This window comes from Coleofasciculus sp., assembly GCF_046565525.1.
In the GTDB taxonomy this organism is placed as follows: domain Bacteria; phylum Cyanobacteriota; class Cyanobacteriia; order Cyanobacteriales; family Coleofasciculaceae; genus Coleofasciculus.
On record NZ_JBKHUP010000135.1, the window covers coordinates 1 to 18,174 of the forward strand.

The window sequence follows — 18,174 nt, forward strand, 5'->3', positions numbered from 1 at the left end:
CAGTAAATGCTCAGGTTTTACAACAGGTGTTGAGAAAGCTTGAAACCGCGTTTCTTGATATGAGACGGAAAGGGATGGGTTTTCCTAGATTCAAAAAACAAGGAAGGATGCGTTCCTTTGTGTTCCCTCAGTTTAAGACTAATCCTGTCAAGGGAGACTTAATTAAGCTGCCTAAGTTGGGATGGGTCAAAATGAGGTTATCCCGCCCAATTCCAGACGGGTTTACCTTAAAGCAGGTTCGCATCGTTAAAAAAGCTTCTGGGTATTTTACCATGCTGTCATTACAGTGTGATGTACAAATACCTGATGCAATGCCTCATGGTCATCCTATCGGGATTGACTTAGGGTTAGAAAAGTTTTTGGCAACCTCTGATGGTGAGTTAATCGCTAGACCTCGATTCTTTGATTCATTGCACCGTAAGCTGAAATTGCTACAACGCCGATTGAAGCACAAGAAGAAAGGGTCTAAAAATTGGCGCAAACTTAACCAAAAGATTGCTAGATTACACCAAGGAATTCACGACACTCGAAAAGACTTTCATTTTAAACTAGCTCATCACCTAGTCCAAAATGCCGGAATGGTATTTGTTGAAGATCTTAACTTCAAGACTTGGGCGAAAGGGATGCTAGGAAAACATACCTTGGATGCTGGCTTTGGTCAGTTTATTAATATTTTGCAATGGGTTTGTTGGAAAGAACAAGTTTACTTTGCCAAGGTAGACGCTGATTATACGTCGCAGCAATGTCCTCGTTGTAAAACACACACAGGCAAGAAGGATTTATCAGTAAGAATTCACAGTTGCCATGAGTGCGGATATACAACGGATAGAGATGTAGCTGCGGCACAAGTTGTGATGATTCGAGGTGTAGGTGCGACTGGGCAAGCCGTACCTGAAATTGCCTGGCCAGACGTACTGCCGGGGGTCATTGACCTAGGTAAGTGTCCGCGAACCAGGAAATCTCCGTAGCGATACTGGGAATCCCCAACTTCAACGAAGTAAGTTGGGGAGGATGTCAAACGCCCTGAGTTTAAGCGGAATTAAATGGCTAGGTGCAATTACTCCATTAGGGGGAGTCGCCTTTATCTTAGGATGGGGATGTTTAGCGATCGCGGCGTGGAATTACAAATAATTAGCCAGACTTTCAGAATTATTTTGATATTAGTCAGCCATTCACTAATATATCACATCCTGAGCTTATTTGTTATTTCCCATGAGCGCAAACCATCTTGTAAGCTTGATGAAAAGCTCGCTGGTTGCAGCATTCCAACCGAATGGGATTCGCTGCCCAACTTTTAAAATCAGGAGCTAATCGAATCATCTTTTGCAAAATTCTATCATCGATCCACAAAACGAGTGGAAAAGGAAACTGTTTGCGAAACTCCTCACGCACCAGATTAGTCGCACTCAATACTTGATCAACAGCAACCACCGAATCAAGACCAAAGACAACTAAAGCAGGTGGTGGTGGTTCATCCAATGCTGTGAGGATTGCCGTAAACAGAGTATCTACTGAGGGATGCAACATCACACCTTGAATAGGAAGTGAAGAGAGTTCTTGTAACTGGTTTAGTACGGATAGCGGTTGGGGTGAAAACTTGCAGCATACCAAAATCAGGGCAAAGTGACCTTGGGACATAACAATCGCTCTGGCAAGCTTTCTCAGAGATTGTCCGTTATTGGTGTTGAAAGCTTGTGCTTCTATATCAGTCATAGGAAAATGCTGACAGTTTGTCCTAATTTGAAGGCTTGGATTTTATCTAAATTTTCCGGTGGCATTCTTTTTACTTTTAAATAAAAAAATAATCCCACTTCCTAATTTCTAATAAATCTTAGGGGATGGATGAATGAGTATGAACCGATAGAGAACCACAGGGTGTGGGTCTCCTAATCCGTTCAATTGTAATAAAACTTAAAACTTCCATCCAGTTCAGATTCCCTGGGCTAGGGTGGAAGTCTCTAGTGCCCCATGGCAGGCTAACTAGCTCAATCTCCCCTGCACCTTTCCACCCCCTCCTCTCCCGCCTTGTTGCCCTGAACCGTTCTACTCATCTAACGCCCAGTTTTGTTAACCTAGCCGATGGAGATGGGTTCAGCCGTAATGGGATCTTTATCCTAAAAGCGCCTGGGGCAATCATGAGCATAAGGGGAGAGCAGCTAAGATTCCTGACCTGAAGACAGTATTACTCACAAGATACACTTTAAATGTGAAATTTTTGGGTAAGTCTGGAGAGTACCCCAGTCGAAAAATGTTGCAAAACTTAAAATATTGTGCCAATTCACCATGTCACCCACCAAGAACGCAGAAATGTTTGTAGCAAAAAATACAAAAATCTCCCGATCAACATTCCGAATCAGTCAGAGTTTCAAAATTCAAAACGATTCCCTCATTCCTCATCCGATAGCCTTGGGCGACAAGTATCTTTGGCAACCTTTACCTAGCCCAGCCCGTCATTCCTGATCAGTAAGGGGTGCAGCCTCTCAATAGTGATATCTCTAGACTTGCTACTTTATGAAACAATTTGTCAAAACTTTATTTACAGCCTTTGCCAATGGGCTAATTGCGTTTAGCCGTGCTTTTGGGCATCAGGCTTGGTTAATATTTCTATTTATATTTGGCTTGTGCTTAGCCTTATGGCTGCCCACCCTAGCTTATGCTCAAACGCGGCTGAGTGATATCCAAGGAAATTGGGCGCAATCGTGCATTGAAAAGCTAGCACAGCAGCAGATCATTCGCGGTTACCCAGATGGTCATTTTAAACCCGATTCCCCCGTCACCCGGGCTGAATTTGCCGCCATGCTGGGTCAAGCATTTCCGGATGCGCCAGAGATACGCACGGGCGGAAAATTTGCCGATGTGCCAACTCAACACTGGGCAAGTCAGGCGATTCACCAAGCCTATCAAACTGGGTTTTTAGCGGGCTATCCGGGCGGACTATTCCAACCCAATCAACCGATCCCCCGTGTGCAAGCCTTAGTATCCTTAGCCAGTGGATTAAAATATGTTCCCCAGCAACCTGCTATTGAAACCTTGACATCAGCATTTGAGGATGCTAAAGCGATTCCCAATTATTCCCAAGGCGCGATCGCAGCCGCTGTAGAAAACCAGCTTGTGGTCAATTATCCCACCGTACAAACCTTCAAGCCGAACCAAAATGCCAGTCGGGCTGAAATTGCTGCTTTTTTGTGCCAAGCCACTCAAACCGCCGAGTTGATCCCCTCCCAGTACATTGCCAAAGTCGATCCTCAAGTCCCCAATTCGGCTCAAGCTGAGTTACGAGGGGTGTGGCTGACGAATATTGATAGCCAAGTCTTATTTTCTACTCAAGGCATTACCGACGCCATTCAACGCCTGGAGAAACTCAACTTCAACACCGTCTATCCTACCGTTTGGAATTGGGGTTATACCCTCTACCCTAGTCAAGTTGCCCAACGGGAAATTGGGCGGGCGGTAAGGCTTGTGACTCCCCTAGATCAATCCCCTGATCCCGATAGGGGCACCCAGGAACGAGATATGCTCAAGGAAATCATCCAGCAAGCCCATCAAAAGAATATGAGGGTGATTCCCTGGTTTGAATTTGGTTTTATGGCACCGGCTGACTCGGAGTTAGCCAAACGTCATCCCGATTGGCTGACGCAAAATCGCCAAGGTGTGAAAATTTGGCAAGAAGGAAGTCACGATCGCGTCTGGCTCAATCCCTTTAATCCTCAAGTGCAGCAGTTTATCCAGGATTTAGTGGTCGAGTTAGTCAACAACTATGACATCGATGGGATTCAATTCGATGATCACTTCGGCTTGCCCTCTGATTTTGGTTATGATCCCTTGACAATTAAGCTTTATCAACAAGAGCATCAAGGTCAATCCCCTCCCCGTGATCCCAAAAACCCAGAATGGGTGCGCTGGCGGGCGAACAAAATTACAAACTACTTAACCCAGCTTTTCCGAGTGATTAAAGCGCAAAAGTCGGATGTGATTATCTCCCTGTCTCCCAATCCTCAACCTTTCTCTTATGAATTCTATCTCGCCGATTGGTATACCTGGGAACGCCGGGGTTTAGTCGAAGAATTAATTGTACAGATTTATCGCGATGACTTTGATAGGTTTATTGCAGAACTCGAACAGCCGGAAGTGCAGGCGGCGCGACGTCATATTCCTGTAGGGATCGGTATTTTAGCGGGTTTAAAAAATAAGCCAATTTCTTTATCGCAAATTCAAAACCAAGTAGCCGCCGTGCGTCAACGGGGATTTGCTGGAGTGTCGTTTTTTTTCTACGAAACCCTGTGGAACAACGCCTCAGAACCATCACCACAGCGTCAGGCGGCGTTTCAGGCACTCTTTCCTATGCCTGCGCGATCCCCTGAGATTTCAGCGGATTGGGAAGTCTCTGATTAGATAGGGATTCACCCTGGGGAAGTTTTAAGTTTTGAGTGTTGATCCTTTGCTTCGCTAGTCTGGCATGGTTTTTCGGGGGGGGTTTATGTGATGCAAGTGCCAGCTATTGATGGCAACGTTTATTCAAAACCCGCCCTGACAAATGACGAATGACAAATGACAACCCTAACCCGTTCAATCGTGCTAACCTACTTAGTTATTGGGATCAAGGTTACTGCGTTCTAATTTAACCACGGAACCGGAAGCATCCGTGCGATAGATCCAGCGGCGTTGTCCGTTGGCAACAGCCACTTGCCATCCAGATACAGGCATTGGCTTACAAGAGGCTTTTTCCTCAGCCAATCCTAGACAATTATCAGACCAGGTATGGGGTTGCACATCCACTAGGTCGAGTTTAGAAGAAGGCACTCGCGTATGCTGCGAGGCATGTTGCAAAACGATATGACCAATCGCCGCAGATAACTGAGAATTTGCCTGAGTAGACTGATTGATCATTCCTTTATTATTGGGTGATAGATAATCCGCACTAAAGGACAAAATCAGAGTAAAGGCAATGGCTTGCAGAACTAGACGGGGTTGGATGGCACTGTTTTGAAGGGTTTGTTTTTCTGAGTTAGTTGCTTTAATCGTTTTCATAACAAATCTCGCATAAGGGGGCTTGAGTCGGATAGCGTACCAATCGGTAGATCACAGCACCCCAATGCCGAATTTATCCGGAATTTAGCAGCTTATTCCGATTGCAGCATTTTTAAATCGATTGCGATAAAATGGTTAACTCAAATAAAGTAGGAAAGATGTTGTTTGATTGGACGCTACCCAAAGGCAACATCTACAGAATCAAGTTAAACGTTGTTCTGTTGGCTTAACTCAATCCTGATTGTCAGTCTAGTCACTCAGCTTTACAGATACTTGGCTTTCCTACAACTTTAAACAGGGTGAGCTGCTAGGGTATAAGGGTTAACACAAGACCCAATCTATCCTCTTGAGTAAGAGGATCTGTGGTTGAGCGAGTTATTACCACGCCCTATAAAGGCTTAAAGGTCATCCCTCAAGCCGGCGCTGTACCGCTTGTATCGGTCAGCGTGGGGTCGGTGACTCTGGCTGTGTTTACCCTTAGCTGTTCTTTGTATATATTATTTTAACTGATAAAACAATAAATTTCTAGCCGCCAAAGACCCGGATGCTTATAAACTAAGCGTTACAAACACTACCCTCGCGATCGCGCCCGGAGCTAATTTCTCTGACAACCTTTGGCTTTTCCCAGAGGAGCTAATGCCCGATGCTCACCTTCAGCCTTACTGATGCCGACTCCTGCCCTGCTCACGCAACAGATAAGGAACCGGGTAAGTGCTAGACATTAAACAAGTCTAATAGATAAGAATAAATTATGAGTACAACGGACGATGAACGGCAATACGCACCTGCCACCCAACGCAACCGCGAACCGATTTTGGAGATTCTACGGCGCGTGCTGCCTGCAAAAGGTACAGTTTTAGAAGTTGGTAGTGGTACAGGGGAACATGCCATTTTCCTTGCCCCACGTCTAAAGCCACGTCAATGGTTACCTTCTGATCCCAATCCTCAGATGCGTGCCAGTATTGCAGCATGGTCTGCTGGCGAAGCTGCTGATAATCTTTACCCACCCCTAGATATTGACGTGCACACACCAGTTTGGTCTGTGGAGAAGGATGCGCCTGTGGATTGGGAAACCTCACCATTAAATGCAATAGTCAGTATTAACCTGATTCACATCGCCCCCTGGTCAGCTTGCTTGGGACTGATAGCCGGGGCGAGTCGCCTGCTTCCTCCAAGGGGCATTCTCTATTTATACGGCCCGTTCAAGCGCAATGGACAGCATACTGCTGCTAGCAATGCTGCTTTTGATGCCTCGTTGCAGGCGTCCAACCCCGACTGGGGCGTGCGTGACCTTGAGCATGTTGTGGCAATAGCCCAAGATCAACATCTAGTCTTGCACCAAATCTACCCGATGCCTGCGAACAATCTTTCAGTAGTTTTTCATCATTCTTGAGCGGTTTGCGTCGCTTTCTCCAAAATATTGGTGCGAATACATCCGCTATGCCAAGTCCAGTTCGGTTGAGAGTCTAGGGGATTGTATTGCGCCCAAATCTTGCCACTATGGGTTTGATAAAAGTCTACAATTTCTGCTGTCGCTTCACCGCCCCAAGGTGCTTTTACCGTAATCTGGTCGCCTTTTTGAAACAGTTCGCCTGCTTTGTTTGTCGCTTCTGTAACCGGAGGGGGTGGCGGTTGCTTTTCAATTAATTTGGCGGGGATAGGTTTGGGTTTAATGACTATATAGGGTCTTTTTTCTGCCGCCGGAGGGCTGGCTGGGGCAGAACTCTGGGTTAACTCGGGTTTTTTTTCTGCCTCTGGAGGGCTGGCTGGGGCAGAACTCTGGGTTGACTCGGGTTTTTTTTCTACCTCTGGAGGACGGGCTAGGTCAGAACTGTCGGTTGACTCCTCAGTGGGAGGAGGATTAACCTCAGTGGTGTTTTGGGTTGATTCCTCAATTGTTTCTGTGGATTCGGATGTCTCTGACGTTTCAGGAACATTCGGCGTCAGAGATTCGATATTGGTTTTTTTGCGGCTGGATTTTTTTTTGCGAGCCATAGCAGTCTGGTAGTTGTCAGCTTATTAGAACCTGAATTTTCCTGTCGGTGGGGTGGGGGGTATTACCCCTCATCCCATCCTGAACGAGTTGGGTTATGTTTTATATCTGGGGTGCATCTACATTTACCCCATAATACTCAGAGATTCAGGAAATTCTATATATTGTCCTCTCGCTTTCCCACATAGGAAGTCGTGGGAAGCAGAATGAGAGTTATGTTCACTCCAAAACCTCCACAATACCCGATTGTCCATCAATCCTTACCCGTTGACCATTGCGGAACATCTGAGTCGCGTTATGAATATCCATTACCGCTGGAATTCCATATTCCCGCGCCACGATCGCGCCGTGAGATAGCCGCCCTCCCACCTCAGCAATTAAACCGCCTGCACGCGCTAATAAGGGTGCCCAACCCGAATCAGTATAGGGGACAACCAGAATCGTTTGGCGGTCAATTTCTGGAACTGATTGTAAGTTATCTAAAACTCGAACCCAACCTTCCACTTGTCCTGCGCTTGCACCAATTCCCACAAGACGCTGTTGAGCGGGTTCGGATTGGGTTTGCATCAGCAAGGAAACCGCCGGAGGATTGCCATAGAATAGGGGAGGTACACTGACTAATTGACGATGCTCGTCTAAGAGCGATCGCCGATAGTTAATCAATCGTGGAAGTTCCTCTCGCAAAACCCCATCTGTTTCAGCCATTAGACGCTGAATTTCCGCAAATTCTAAGAAGAAAATATCCCCAGCCTCAGATAGTAAACCTGATTTTAACCAATGCTTTTCCAGTTCCACAAAACTCCAACGCAATTGGGCTAAAAATTGCGAATATACTTCAGTCACTTGCCCTTTTAGATTCAAACGCGCCTGTACCACTTCTGCTTTCCATCGCTGACGCTTGGGGGGTTTAGTCGCCGGGGGAGGATCGCATAAAAACTGGGCAAAGAGTTGCCGTATCGGTCGCGGGTCTTCTTTCCAAGTGGGAACGGCAATATCTGTGGCGACATCGCTGAGATAGCCATATTGTGTCAGAAATTGATCGAATTGTTCCAACACACTTTGAGCATCGGGAATTTCTGACAAGGATGTAAATACAGAAGCGCGATTGTCACAATTAATTTGTTTGGGACTTAGTAAATGGCGCGTATCATGGGCTAATTGGGCTAGCGATCGCAAGCTGGCAATTTCTGGAGTTTGGCTATTATCTAATTCTTTATCCTTTACCTTGAGCAAAGCCTGCCGCAGAGACAGACTTAAAGGAGCGAGAATACTATAATAAGTTGCTCGTTGTAATTCCGATAAAATCTGGTTCACTCGTTCCAGAATTTCGGCGTCTGATAATTCAGAAACTGGTTGTTCTTGCAGTTGACTCAAAGCCGGCGCAAAATGGTGTTGATAATCTTGCTCAAAATCCTTATCTAAATTCCATTCTCGACCTAATAGACGAAATAATCCGGGGAGGTTCCGCAGCGTGCATTTCAGGGGCGGTTTAGAAAATTTAGCCCCCCGCGTCAGAAATTCCAAACTTTCTGGCGGTAAACCCATGCGCCGGAAAATATCGCCTAACAATGTAGCATTAAAATAGGCGCGAGCATAATGCAGTGTAGCGGTTTGATTAAACTCCAATCCCTGCGCCCGTTCTTTTAACACGATTGTAAAGATTTCCCCCCAAACGCCACAGGTGAGGGGACGGTTAATTGACCAGGTAAGGGGTCGAATCAGTCCGGGAATTACCTCCGCCGCAATCTTGCGCGTCCAGATGGGTTGTAGATTGGTAATCGGTCGCGCTTGCAGTAGCCATAATTGCTGACCATCATAGGTCCATTCAATATCTTGGGGAATCCCATGGTAGCGGTCTTCCAATTCCCGCGCCAAAATAGCCACCTCTTGGACTAACGCCGAGGGTACATCCCCTTGTCCTTCAACTTGTGCGGTTTCTCCGCTTCCAGACGCCCCATGGCGCGTCTCTACATTGCTTCCTGACTCCTCCTGGGGGGCGGGTTTAGTTGAGTTATCGGTTTTTTCCTGAATGTTATCGGTCAAACCCGCCCCGACAAGCCCAGATTCCGGGAAAGATACTCGATATTGTTCTGGGGTGACTTGACCCGATACAATTCGGGTGGCATCTCCGGGTAATCCTTCGATGACTACGGTGTCTTGTTTTTGCTGGATGGGGTCACGACTAAATGCGACACCGGAAAACACCCCTTGAATTTGTTTTTGAATTAAGACAGCCATAGCCGTGTCTGGCAAATCCCGGCTACGGCGATACCCTCTGGCGGCGGGGTTATGATAAGAGGCTAAGACTTGGGTAATCGCTTCCTGTAAAGCTGGACGGCTGGTTACCTGTAAAACTGTTTGATATTGTCCGGCGGCTGACGAGAGTGCTGCATCTTCCCCAATAGCAGAGGAACGGACAACCAGAGGTTCTGATTCCGATACTGGGAGATATTTGACCAAGGGTTCCATATCATCCCCTGGTGGTAAGACCCATCCCTTTGGCACAGCGTAACCCCAACGTTTAAGCTGGGATAAGGTAGCTGCTTTGGCTCCAACCTTTTGCGGATCAAGCTCGCGCTCAAGAGGAATAATAGCTTTATCGCCTCGGAAAAAATGAAACACGGATTGAGATTCTGATTTAGCTTGTTCGGTGGGAAGGTCTAAGTCATCGGGAATTTTCTGATAAATCCAACCGATAATCAGACCCAGCGCGATCGCACTGACAATTCTAGCGAAATCATCTGGGTGCAACAGCGCCAGAATTAGGGGAAATAGAACTAAAACACCGATACGTCCCGTCGTGCGATCGCGGATAATCGTAAAGCCTATACCCCCAATTAAAAATACCAATAACGCCACTCGCCACTCATGCACCACAAATCCCCAGACCACATTTGTGGTTCCAGCACCTTTGCCCATCCAGTAGCGCCCCATAACTAGCATAATCAGGGCAATAATTTCCCAGGTGGGTTCCCTAGGAAAGAAATAACGCGCCAGCAAAACAGCCGCAATTCCCTTCAAGGCTTCTGATAATACGGCTAAGATACCCACCCAACGTCCACCGTGGTAGAACGCGGCGGAGACAGATACATTACCCGTACCGACTTGAGAGAGTTGGCGTCTTGTGAGTAAGTAGGTAATCCAGGAAATCAGGGGAAGTCCACCCAGTAGGGGACAGAGGATAAAGATAAGTAAAGCACCCCAAACCTGTGTTAGCGTCATGGGACATTTTTTACTGAGATTTCCTTGATCCTACAAGGGAGATGGGGAAGCTGGTGGAGATGAGGGAGATGAGGGAACCCTCTAGAGACGTGCCATGGCGCGTCTGTAGAGTTGTCGGGGCGGGTTTTACTATTACCATTTGATTTTCACCCGGATGTTACTCGCGCCCGCCCCAACGGAGTCCAATGATTTTTCTACAAATGACAAATGACAAACATCTAAGGACGAGGATACTTAGACGCAGGTTCAAAGTAGCGTACTGGCTCACCCTTCAACGCCTGACTCATAAAGTCGCGCCATATTGGTGCAGCAAATCCACCCCCTGTCGCCCCACCCCCTAACGGTCTGTAGTTATCATTGCCAATCCAAACCGCCGTGGATAATTGTGGCACATATCCGACGAACCAGACATCTCGTTCTGAACTCGTTGTTCCCGTCTTCCCAGCCGCTGGGCGTCCAATTTGAGCAGCGGTTCCGGTTCCTCCTTCAATCACGCCTTGGAGGACAGCATTCAGCGAAGCTGATGCCCATGGATCAAGAACAAGGCGAGGTTTCGGGGTATTGTCTAATAACACATTGCCCATACTATCAGTCACCCGGACAATGATTGTCGGATCAGAATGCCAACCTGTATTGGCAAAGGTAGCGTAAGCCCCTGCCATTTCCAAGGGCGTCATCCCAATCGCACCGAGGGGTAAAGAGGTGACAGGTTCCATGGGGCTTTTAATCCCCAAGGTGCGGCACACTTCAATCACTTTATCTAACCCGACGGCTCTACCAAGCTTAACTGCTGGAACATTTCGCGACTGAACCAGCGCAGTACGAATACTCATCGCTCCGCCGTAACCACCGCCATAGTTTCTGGGCGAATACCACCCACTCCCATCCCGGTAGCTGACTGGGGTATCCATAACCGTGGAATAGGGGGTATATTTGCCAGTGGCAAAGGCAGTGTAGTAAACAAAGGGTTTAAACGCTGATCCCGGTTGGCGTCGGGATTGAATAGCTCGGTTGAACTGACTCTTTTCGTAACCGATACCCCCCACCAAAGCTTTGACATAATGGGTGCGCGGATCAACAGCGGCTAGTGCGACTTGATCAGCATATAACCCCCGGCGGCGCAAGTTCTGGTGAGCGCGAGCGATGGTGTTTTCCGCCATGCGCTGGAAATTGTAATCTACCGTGGTTTGGACGCGCATCCCCCCTTTGAGAACCGCATCTCGACCAAATCGCTCATTCAACTCCGCCACGACAGCTTCTGTGATGTAGGGAAGCTGGCTGGTTTGCCAGGAGGTTAACTTGCCCAAACGCAAGGGTTGAGCTAAAGCATCTTTTTTCTCTTGAACCGTGATCCATCCCAGTTCCCGCATTCTCTCCAGCACGATTGCTTGCCGTTGTTTGGCTAAGGGATAGTTGGCAAAGGGGCTATATTCTTCGGGAGACTGAATCAATCCAGCGAGCATGGCTGATTCTGCCAAGGTTAAGTCAGTGGCTGGCTTGGCGAAGTAACTCTCAGATGCCGTTTGGATGCCATAATTGTTATGACCCCAATAGATCTGATTCAGATACATTTCCAGTATCTGGTCTTTGGTGAAGATTTGCTCCAGCCGGATTGCCATGACTGCCTCGGCAATTTTACGAGAGAACTTTCTCTCCCGAGACAGAAACAAGTTTTTCACCAACTGCATGGTCAAGGTAGAGCCGCCTTCTACTACAGCCCCCTTCTCCCAGTTGGCTAAAAAGGCTCGACCCACACTGTTGGGGTTAACGCCATGGTGAATATAGAAGTGACTATCTTCCATGGCAATAACCGCTCGCTTGAGATCGGGGTTAATGTTTTCTAACTTAACCACCTCTCGATTCGCTTCACCATGCAGGCTAGCCAGGTGCTTCCCCTTAATATCGTAGACGTAGGTCGTTTCGGTGGGAACATAGCCCCTGAGAACTCTCACATCGGGAAGATTGCGGAAGCTTGTCGCCAAGCCAACCAGCCCACCAGCCACAACCGAGCTAGTTAGCATTGTAATGCCGAGAATGGTTCCGCCTGTTACCTGAGTGACTCCTTGCACGAATCGGAAAGCCGGTGGCAATCCCTTTTTACTATCTCTTTGTTGTTTTTGTTGGATGGTACTAGACGACACAGTGATTTCACTTCCTCACTCAAGAAAAAAATACTGGATGGCTGTGTGGGAGGCAACCTTAGGGGGGATACGTTCTATACCTTCTATAGATGATTACAGAAATTTATGGCAAAGTCAGGATTAGCGATCGATTCGGTTTTGGCGATTCTTGTCCCCTGTGGACGTTGCTCCCAGCGTTGAATCAGTGGACGGTGTTCTCCCTTAGATCTTTCTTAATGTTAAGCCTGAGATAATCGTTCATGATCAAAAACCGAAATATTTTGGCTTTTGGCTGAAAAAATGGTAACATTACTTTTCTGGATTGGCATAAACAACGGTAAATCTTAAGCATCTGCTACTCTCGTGTACATTAACTAATCGGGCAAGAAGTCTCCAGCCATAATCGATGATTGGGAGGCGAGATGAATTGCCAATGGTAGAAAACTTGTTTCCCTATCCCTAATGAGCCGTTCACTCCTTAAAGATTTCCCAGACGAATGTCAAACTCTTTAAACACAATGTCTCAGTCATTATCTTGGTTATACCGAGGTGTTAGTGACATTTTTCCCAACCAACCAGATTCTCAAGACCCGAATGAGAACCTAGATCAACGGATTCTCAAAACTGAGCGTCCCTTGCGGGTCAAGTTGGGAATTGACCCGACTGGGACAGATATCCACTTGGGTCATAGTATTCCCGTGCGGAAATTGCGGGCGTTTCAAGATGCGGGTCATACGGCTGTCCTAATTATTGGCGATTTTACCGCAAGAATCGGTGATCCAAGTGGCAAATCTGATGTCCGGAAGCAGCTTTCTGAAGCACAGGTGCAGCAAAATGCCCAAACCTACTTGGATCAGGTGCGTCCGATTTTGGATTTTGAAACACCGGGACGCTTGGAGATTCGCTATAACTCGGAATGGCTGAGTAAGCTGGATTTGGCGGAGATTCTCGATTTGTTAGCTACGATGACGGTGGGGCAGATGCTCGCTAAGGAGGGGTTTGCGGAACGATTTAAACAGGAAAATCCGATTTACCTGCATGAGTTTCTCTATCCCTTAATGCAAGGGTATGATTCTGTGGCAGTTAAGGCGGATGTGGAGTTAGGGGGAACGGATCAAAAATTTAATATTGCTGTAGGGCGAGACTTGCAGCGGCATTTTGGTCAAACTCCCCAGTTTGGATTACTCCTGCCGATTTTAATTGGTACAGATGGCGTGCTGAAGATGTCTAAGTCGCTGAATAATTATGTGGGGTTGCAGGAGGCGGCTCAACCCATGTATCAAAAGCTGGAAGGGACTAAGGATAATCTGTTAGAGAACTATTTTGAGCTACTCACCGATTTACCCTTAGAGGAACTCCCGACAAATCCCCGCGATCGCCAACAACTCTTGGCTTGGACAATTGTCGCCCAATATCACGGTAAAAAGGAGGCAGATGAGGCTGCAGGCGGGGGGGCTATCCCAGAGTTTTCCCTCTCCCAAGTCGAGTTTCCGGTTAAGTTGTTCTATATCCTCAATGCTAGTGAGTTGTGCAGCAGTAGTGGCGAAGGGCGGCGACAGATCAAAGGCGGAGGCGTGAAGCTAGCAGGCGATCGCATTACAGATATAGACTGCACCTTTGATTCCCCAGAGGCGTTAGAGGGTAAGGTTTTACAGGTGGGGAAAAAGAAATCAGTGCGGTTGGTTTCCTAAGCTACAAAAAGGCAGAGGGCAGATTGCAGAGGGAAAAACTCTAAGGATGCCAGCGCAAAAGCTTCCCCAAGGGCGGGTGCGAGTCAAGTTTCACCGAAAGTCGCATAAGTTATCTGTAAAACCCGCCCCTACACCCACGCTCCCTGCCTCCGCTACTAACTGGATTTAGCGTAAATTTACAAATTTGTCAATAAAATCAGTGGGGCAAGTGGTATTATAAAGATAATCAGACTGTGTGTTCTATAGGAGGATGACCTAGGACAATAATTTTACCGACATTTTCCGACATTGTTTGACATTTGTCGGAAGCGCTCGCTCTTTGTTGCCAAAATAAATTAAAATGATTTGAGTTCAAGTCAACAGAATTGGGTTGCCTGTTGACGAGCCTACCTACCATGTATGCCATCAAGCTGGAACTAAAACTCAATAACACTGAACAAACCTTGATGGCGCAACACGCCGGCTTTTCCCGGTTTGTCTATAACTATGGACTGGCGCTCTACCAGCAGGTGATAGATATCAAAGGAGGTGTGAACAAGAAGATTTCGGCAATCCGTAAAGTGCTAACCAACTTCACCAAGAAAAAGCCTTCGTTCGCTTGGATGAATCAGCTCTCTTCTCGTGTTTATCAAAACGCATTGATTGGCCTGAAAAACGCATTGACTCGTTTTTTTAAAGGGTTGGGAGAGTTCCCCAAATTCAAGCGCAAAAAAGACAAAGCGTCATTCACCGTTGATTCATCGAATGGACAGGTAACGGTGTGGTCAGGAAAGAGGATAAAAATCCCGACCCTAGGGACGTTTAGGTTAGCTGAACCCGTACCCTTTACCTGTGCGACGCAGACATTTACTCTATCTCGTGTTGCATCTAAATGGTATGTGTCCTTTGTTATCCGGGCTAATAAACTGCCTGTTGGCTCAATGGCTGTAGAGAAAGTTGGTATCGACCTGGGAGTGAAAACCTTTGCCACATTCAGCGATGGAACAACAGTAGAATCGCCCTCATCGATAAAGCAAGCGAAAATCAAGCTAGCTAAAATACAGTGGCGTAACCGCCATAAACAACTGGGAAATAGAAAACAGGGAATACCCGCGTCAAATAACGCCAAGAAGTTCTACAAACGAGTTGCCCGACTCCATAACCGAATTACCAATATTAGACGTGATTTCCTACAGAAGTTAACCACTTCTATCAGTCGAAACTATCATCACATTCGGATAGAAGATTTAAATGTGTCCGGGATGATGGCTAATTCAAAGTTAGCTGATGCGATTGGCAATTTAGGCTTTTATGAATTTCGGCGTCAACTCACCTACAAACAATCGATGTTTGGCACAGTAGTGGAATTGGTAGACCGATGGTTCCCTTCATCGAAGATGTGTTCAGACTGTGGACACATACAACCGATGAAATTGAGCGATAGGGTATTTCGCTGTCAAGAGTGTGGTGCTGTTAAATGTCGTGATTTCAACGCAGCAATTAATCTAGAAAACGCACCCCCTTCTAAAGTACGGGCGGCTGGGCCCGGAACTTAACGACTGTGGACAGGACGCTGCCGACAGCCCTGGTTGAAGCAGTAAGTAAACATCAATGTCCGATTATGTCGGACATTGTATTAGTTTTATATAGCAGGTTCGCTCATGTCACCATTATTGCCGCTCATACTGCTATGGGTTTTTCTGGGAATGGCTTTTTTATCGAGCATCCATGCAGAAGGCAGAGCTATTACTTAGAGCTTATCAAAAGCACTTGAAAAGATATATGGCGTTCTCATCAGGATGAGGGACTTACAGCCAATTTAGTGGTTGACCAAGTACAGTCTATCTCAGCAAGATCCCCGACTTCGTAGGAGTTGTCGGGGATCTTGTTACCTGATTTACAGATCACAGTGCTGTATGTGTGGGCGCAAGGCTTGCGCCCCTACCGCGCCCCTATTGTTTTGTTTACATAAATTAATTTTTCTTTGCTTGCCAATATTTGGAAAGATACAAAAAGATCCAGACAGTGACTTTGAATTTCCTGTCGGCAGCTTAGTTGGTACTCCCGATGATGGCAAGACCTATTGGGCGATCGCAAACCATTTAGAAATCATGGTTATAGGTACAGGGAAGCTCTCTTTGCTGATCTGGGGCGGTGATAAAAGTACAGATCAGAGCGCTGTGACCGTACAAGTCGATGTAGAAAAGGAAAAAGCCCAAGCACTAGTGCAAGAAGCTGAAGAAATTAATAACGATCTATTTAAAGATCGGTTTCATTTCCAAGTTCATGCCTACGCCAACTCCTTCTACCTATTTAATGCGAACCACAAGATTCCAGAACCGCTGTTAGATACAGGAATGACCTTAACACAAGGAGACTTGTTGATTGTTGATGTATCTCCCCGCGATTTCTGGAACTTAGGTGGAGGTGGATGGATACGGAATGCTAACGGTACGCAAGCAAACGGAAATATGACAAACGAGAGTACGCAAAAGAATTATAACTTTATATTAGCTAGTCTACTTGGGACTCTAGACGGAGGTAAGACCTTTTTTCCAGTCGGAACTCATTTAGAAATGACTGTTCTCAATGGTGGAACACTCTCTTTTTCCTGCTGGGATATTGATTATGCAAATAACGCCGGTTCAGTGAAAGCTTGTGTTAAAGTGATTCGCAATGGCAAGATTCTCACTCATCTAGATATCAAAACCATTACCGGAACTGGAAGTGACGGCAGTTCTGAGACAGGTACAGGAACATCTACCGGAACTACCGATTACTCAAATTTAGACTGTTCGGCAAATCTGCCCAAGTTAAGCACACAGTTAAAGTCTGACCTCAGTGCGGCTAAGTAAGAAAGCAATGAGTCACAGTAATTAAGCAACTGAGCGTTCTTTGTCATTGAAAATTTATCAATTAATTGTATTTACAAACAAAACCGCAAAAGGACTTAGAACAATTTAATGTTCCTGTAGAAGTTGGTAATTATATTTTTTCAGACCGATGGCAGTTTGATGTTGATGCCAAAGCCAACTCTATATCCCGAACAGATGTACCTATTCTTGTAAAGACAGGTCTTTGTTTACAACCAGGAGACTTAATCACCGTTGATGTACATCCTCTGGATTTTTGGTCTTTAGGGGTTGGAGATTCAAATCTTAACTTTACGACTAATGGGAGAAGATCAAATGGAACTCCAGAAGATTTCTTACGTGAAGACCCAAAAAATGAGAAAACAGTACCTCCCAAAGCTTACTTTAAAACGACGGCAGCAAATCCTGACAAGGAACCTCATGTTAAAGCCTTATCAGCAGATACCTTTGGTTTTGAAGATGTGTACGGCGGCGGGGATCAAGACTTTGATGATATGAAAGTCACCCTAAAAGTTATCTCCGTTGAAGACATCAACCCAGAATCGAGCAGTTCAACAGATAGTCAAAAAACGCTCACAGAGAATGACTGTCCACTGTATCCCCTCTGTAAATTGTCTCAATTAAGTAATGCTTGAGTCTCAGTAGCAGCTAGCGCACTTTCACTCAAGAACACCCACAAGGGTTAACGCCATCCTCCTGATCACGCCATCTAAGGTAACACTCTGGAGTGTTACCTTAGTGGGAACGAACAAAATACAGCTCGTTTTGCTATACTAAGAAGAGAACGAACGTCCGAGGAAGTCGGATTCCTGTAAAGCGGTGCCTCGGAACTGAGTATCGTTCCTCAATAGTTTCGTACAAAACAGGCTATATGCCTGTGGGTCGGGAGAAGTCTTTCCCCTTTTGGGGAGAAAGACACTTCACGCATATCAATACAAAAAAAGGGGAAAGAAATTTCTTTCCCCTTAAACTATCTAGGGCTTGCTGCACAACGGCAAAACCCTTATCTATACAAGGCTTTGAGTAGCATGGACATTGGATCATCTTCAAGGAAATAGGGTAAAACCCTTTCATACCCTTGCACCGCTATCAGGGAAAATGTACGATGGCTCCCCCTGCTCCCCCTGCTCCCCCTGCTCCCTACCCCTCCACAAGACTTATTCAGCAAACTCTATCTATGGGTTTGAGAACAATTGACATCCTCCCCCGGCTAAAGAGCGCGGGGGATTCCTCACCACGCCACCTTTTTAGGGGTGGTCGCTGATTGG

The 18,174-nt window shown here is 46.4% G+C and carries 12 protein-coding genes and 1 pseudogene; 8 read left to right on the forward strand and 5 right to left on the reverse strand.

The window, feature by feature from the left end:
• The coding region (locus ACLGGO_RS31170) for an RNA-guided endonuclease InsQ/TnpB family protein (protein ID WP_446422211.1) at positions 1 to 968 on the forward strand (968 nt) is incomplete at its 5' end.
• 52 nt (positions 969 to 1,020) lie between these two features.
• Positions 1,021 to 1,131: pseudogene (locus ACLGGO_RS31175) on the forward strand (DUF423 domain-containing protein); the annotation flags it as partial.
• A gap of 72 nt (positions 1,132 to 1,203) precedes the next feature.
• On the opposite strand, the gene ACLGGO_RS31180 reads toward ACLGGO_RS31175, so the two are convergent.
• Positions 1,204 to 1,713 (reverse strand): hypothetical protein, encoded by a 510-nt coding sequence (locus ACLGGO_RS31180; protein ID WP_446338040.1) that lies wholly within the window; start codon positions 1,711 to 1,713, stop codon positions 1,204 to 1,206.
• A 798-nt stretch (positions 1,714 to 2,511) separates the two neighbouring features.
• On the opposite strand from ACLGGO_RS31180, the gene ACLGGO_RS31185 reads away from it, so the two are divergent.
• Positions 2,512 to 4,392 (forward strand): glycoside hydrolase family 10 protein, encoded by a 1,881-nt coding sequence (locus tag ACLGGO_RS31185; protein ID WP_446422212.1) that lies wholly within the window; start codon positions 2,512 to 2,514, stop codon positions 4,390 to 4,392.
• Between the two features lie 192 nt (positions 4,393 to 4,584).
• Here the strand turns inward: ACLGGO_RS31185 and ACLGGO_RS31190 are convergent, their stop codons facing one another.
• Complete coding sequence (locus ACLGGO_RS31190; protein ID WP_446338042.1) at positions 4,585 to 5,028, reverse strand: hypothetical protein; 444 nt, start codon at positions 5,026 to 5,028, stop codon at positions 4,585 to 4,587.
• Between the two features lie 751 nt (positions 5,029 to 5,779).
• Between ACLGGO_RS31190 and ACLGGO_RS31195 the strand changes: the two genes are divergently transcribed.
• Complete coding sequence (locus ACLGGO_RS31195) at positions 5,780 to 6,421, forward strand: DUF938 domain-containing protein (RefSeq protein WP_446338043.1); 642 nt, start codon at positions 5,780 to 5,782, stop codon at positions 6,419 to 6,421.
• On the opposite strand, the gene ACLGGO_RS31200 is transcribed toward ACLGGO_RS31195, so the two are convergent.
• The 3 genes from ACLGGO_RS31200 to ACLGGO_RS31210 all read right to left on the reverse strand — a co-directional run bounded on the left by ACLGGO_RS31200 (position 6,412) and on the right by ACLGGO_RS31210 (position 12,384).
• Positions 6,412 to 7,023 (reverse strand): hypothetical protein, encoded by a 612-nt coding sequence (locus tag ACLGGO_RS31200; protein WP_446422213.1) that lies wholly within the window; start codon positions 7,021 to 7,023, stop codon positions 6,412 to 6,414. The two genes, ACLGGO_RS31195 and ACLGGO_RS31200, sit on opposite strands and share 10 nt — an antisense overlap.
• A gap of 217 nt (positions 7,024 to 7,240) precedes the next feature.
• The gene (locus ACLGGO_RS31205; protein WP_446422214.1) at positions 7,241 to 10,243 is read right to left on the reverse strand and encodes a glycerol-3-phosphate acyltransferase; all 3,003 of its coding nucleotides are present in this window, start codon (positions 10,241 to 10,243) and stop codon (positions 7,241 to 7,243) included.
• Positions 10,244 to 10,461: 218 nt separating this feature from the next.
• Complete coding sequence (locus tag ACLGGO_RS31210) at positions 10,462 to 12,384, reverse strand: transglycosylase domain-containing protein (RefSeq protein ID WP_446422215.1); 1,923 nt, start codon at positions 12,382 to 12,384, stop codon at positions 10,462 to 10,464.
• Between the two features lie 497 nt (positions 12,385 to 12,881).
• On the opposite strand from ACLGGO_RS31210, the gene tyrS reads away from it, so the two are divergent.
• The 4 genes from tyrS (at position 12,882) to ACLGGO_RS31230 (ending at position 17,541) form a co-directional block, all read left to right on the forward strand.
• Complete coding sequence (tyrS, locus tag ACLGGO_RS31215) at positions 12,882 to 14,054, forward strand: tyrosine--tRNA ligase (RefSeq protein WP_446422216.1); 1,173 nt, start codon at positions 12,882 to 12,884, stop codon at positions 14,052 to 14,054.
• Positions 14,055 to 14,449: 395 nt separating this feature from the next.
• Positions 14,450 to 15,589, forward strand: a complete 1,140-nt coding sequence (locus ACLGGO_RS31220) for an RNA-guided endonuclease InsQ/TnpB family protein (RefSeq protein WP_446422217.1) — start codon at positions 14,450 to 14,452, stop codon at positions 15,587 to 15,589.
• Positions 15,590 to 16,021: 432 nt separating this feature from the next.
• Positions 16,022 to 16,888 carry a hypothetical protein gene (locus tag ACLGGO_RS31225; protein WP_446422218.1) on the forward strand — a complete coding sequence of 289 codons (867 nt, stop codon included), beginning with the start codon at positions 16,022 to 16,024 and terminating at the stop codon, positions 16,886 to 16,888.
• 65 nt (positions 16,889 to 16,953) lie between these two features.
• A complete protein-coding gene (locus ACLGGO_RS31230) occupies positions 16,954 to 17,541 on the forward strand; it encodes a DUF4114 domain-containing protein (RefSeq protein WP_446422219.1) in 588 nt (195 codons plus the stop codon).
• Positions 17,542 to 18,174 lie beyond the last annotated feature (633 nt).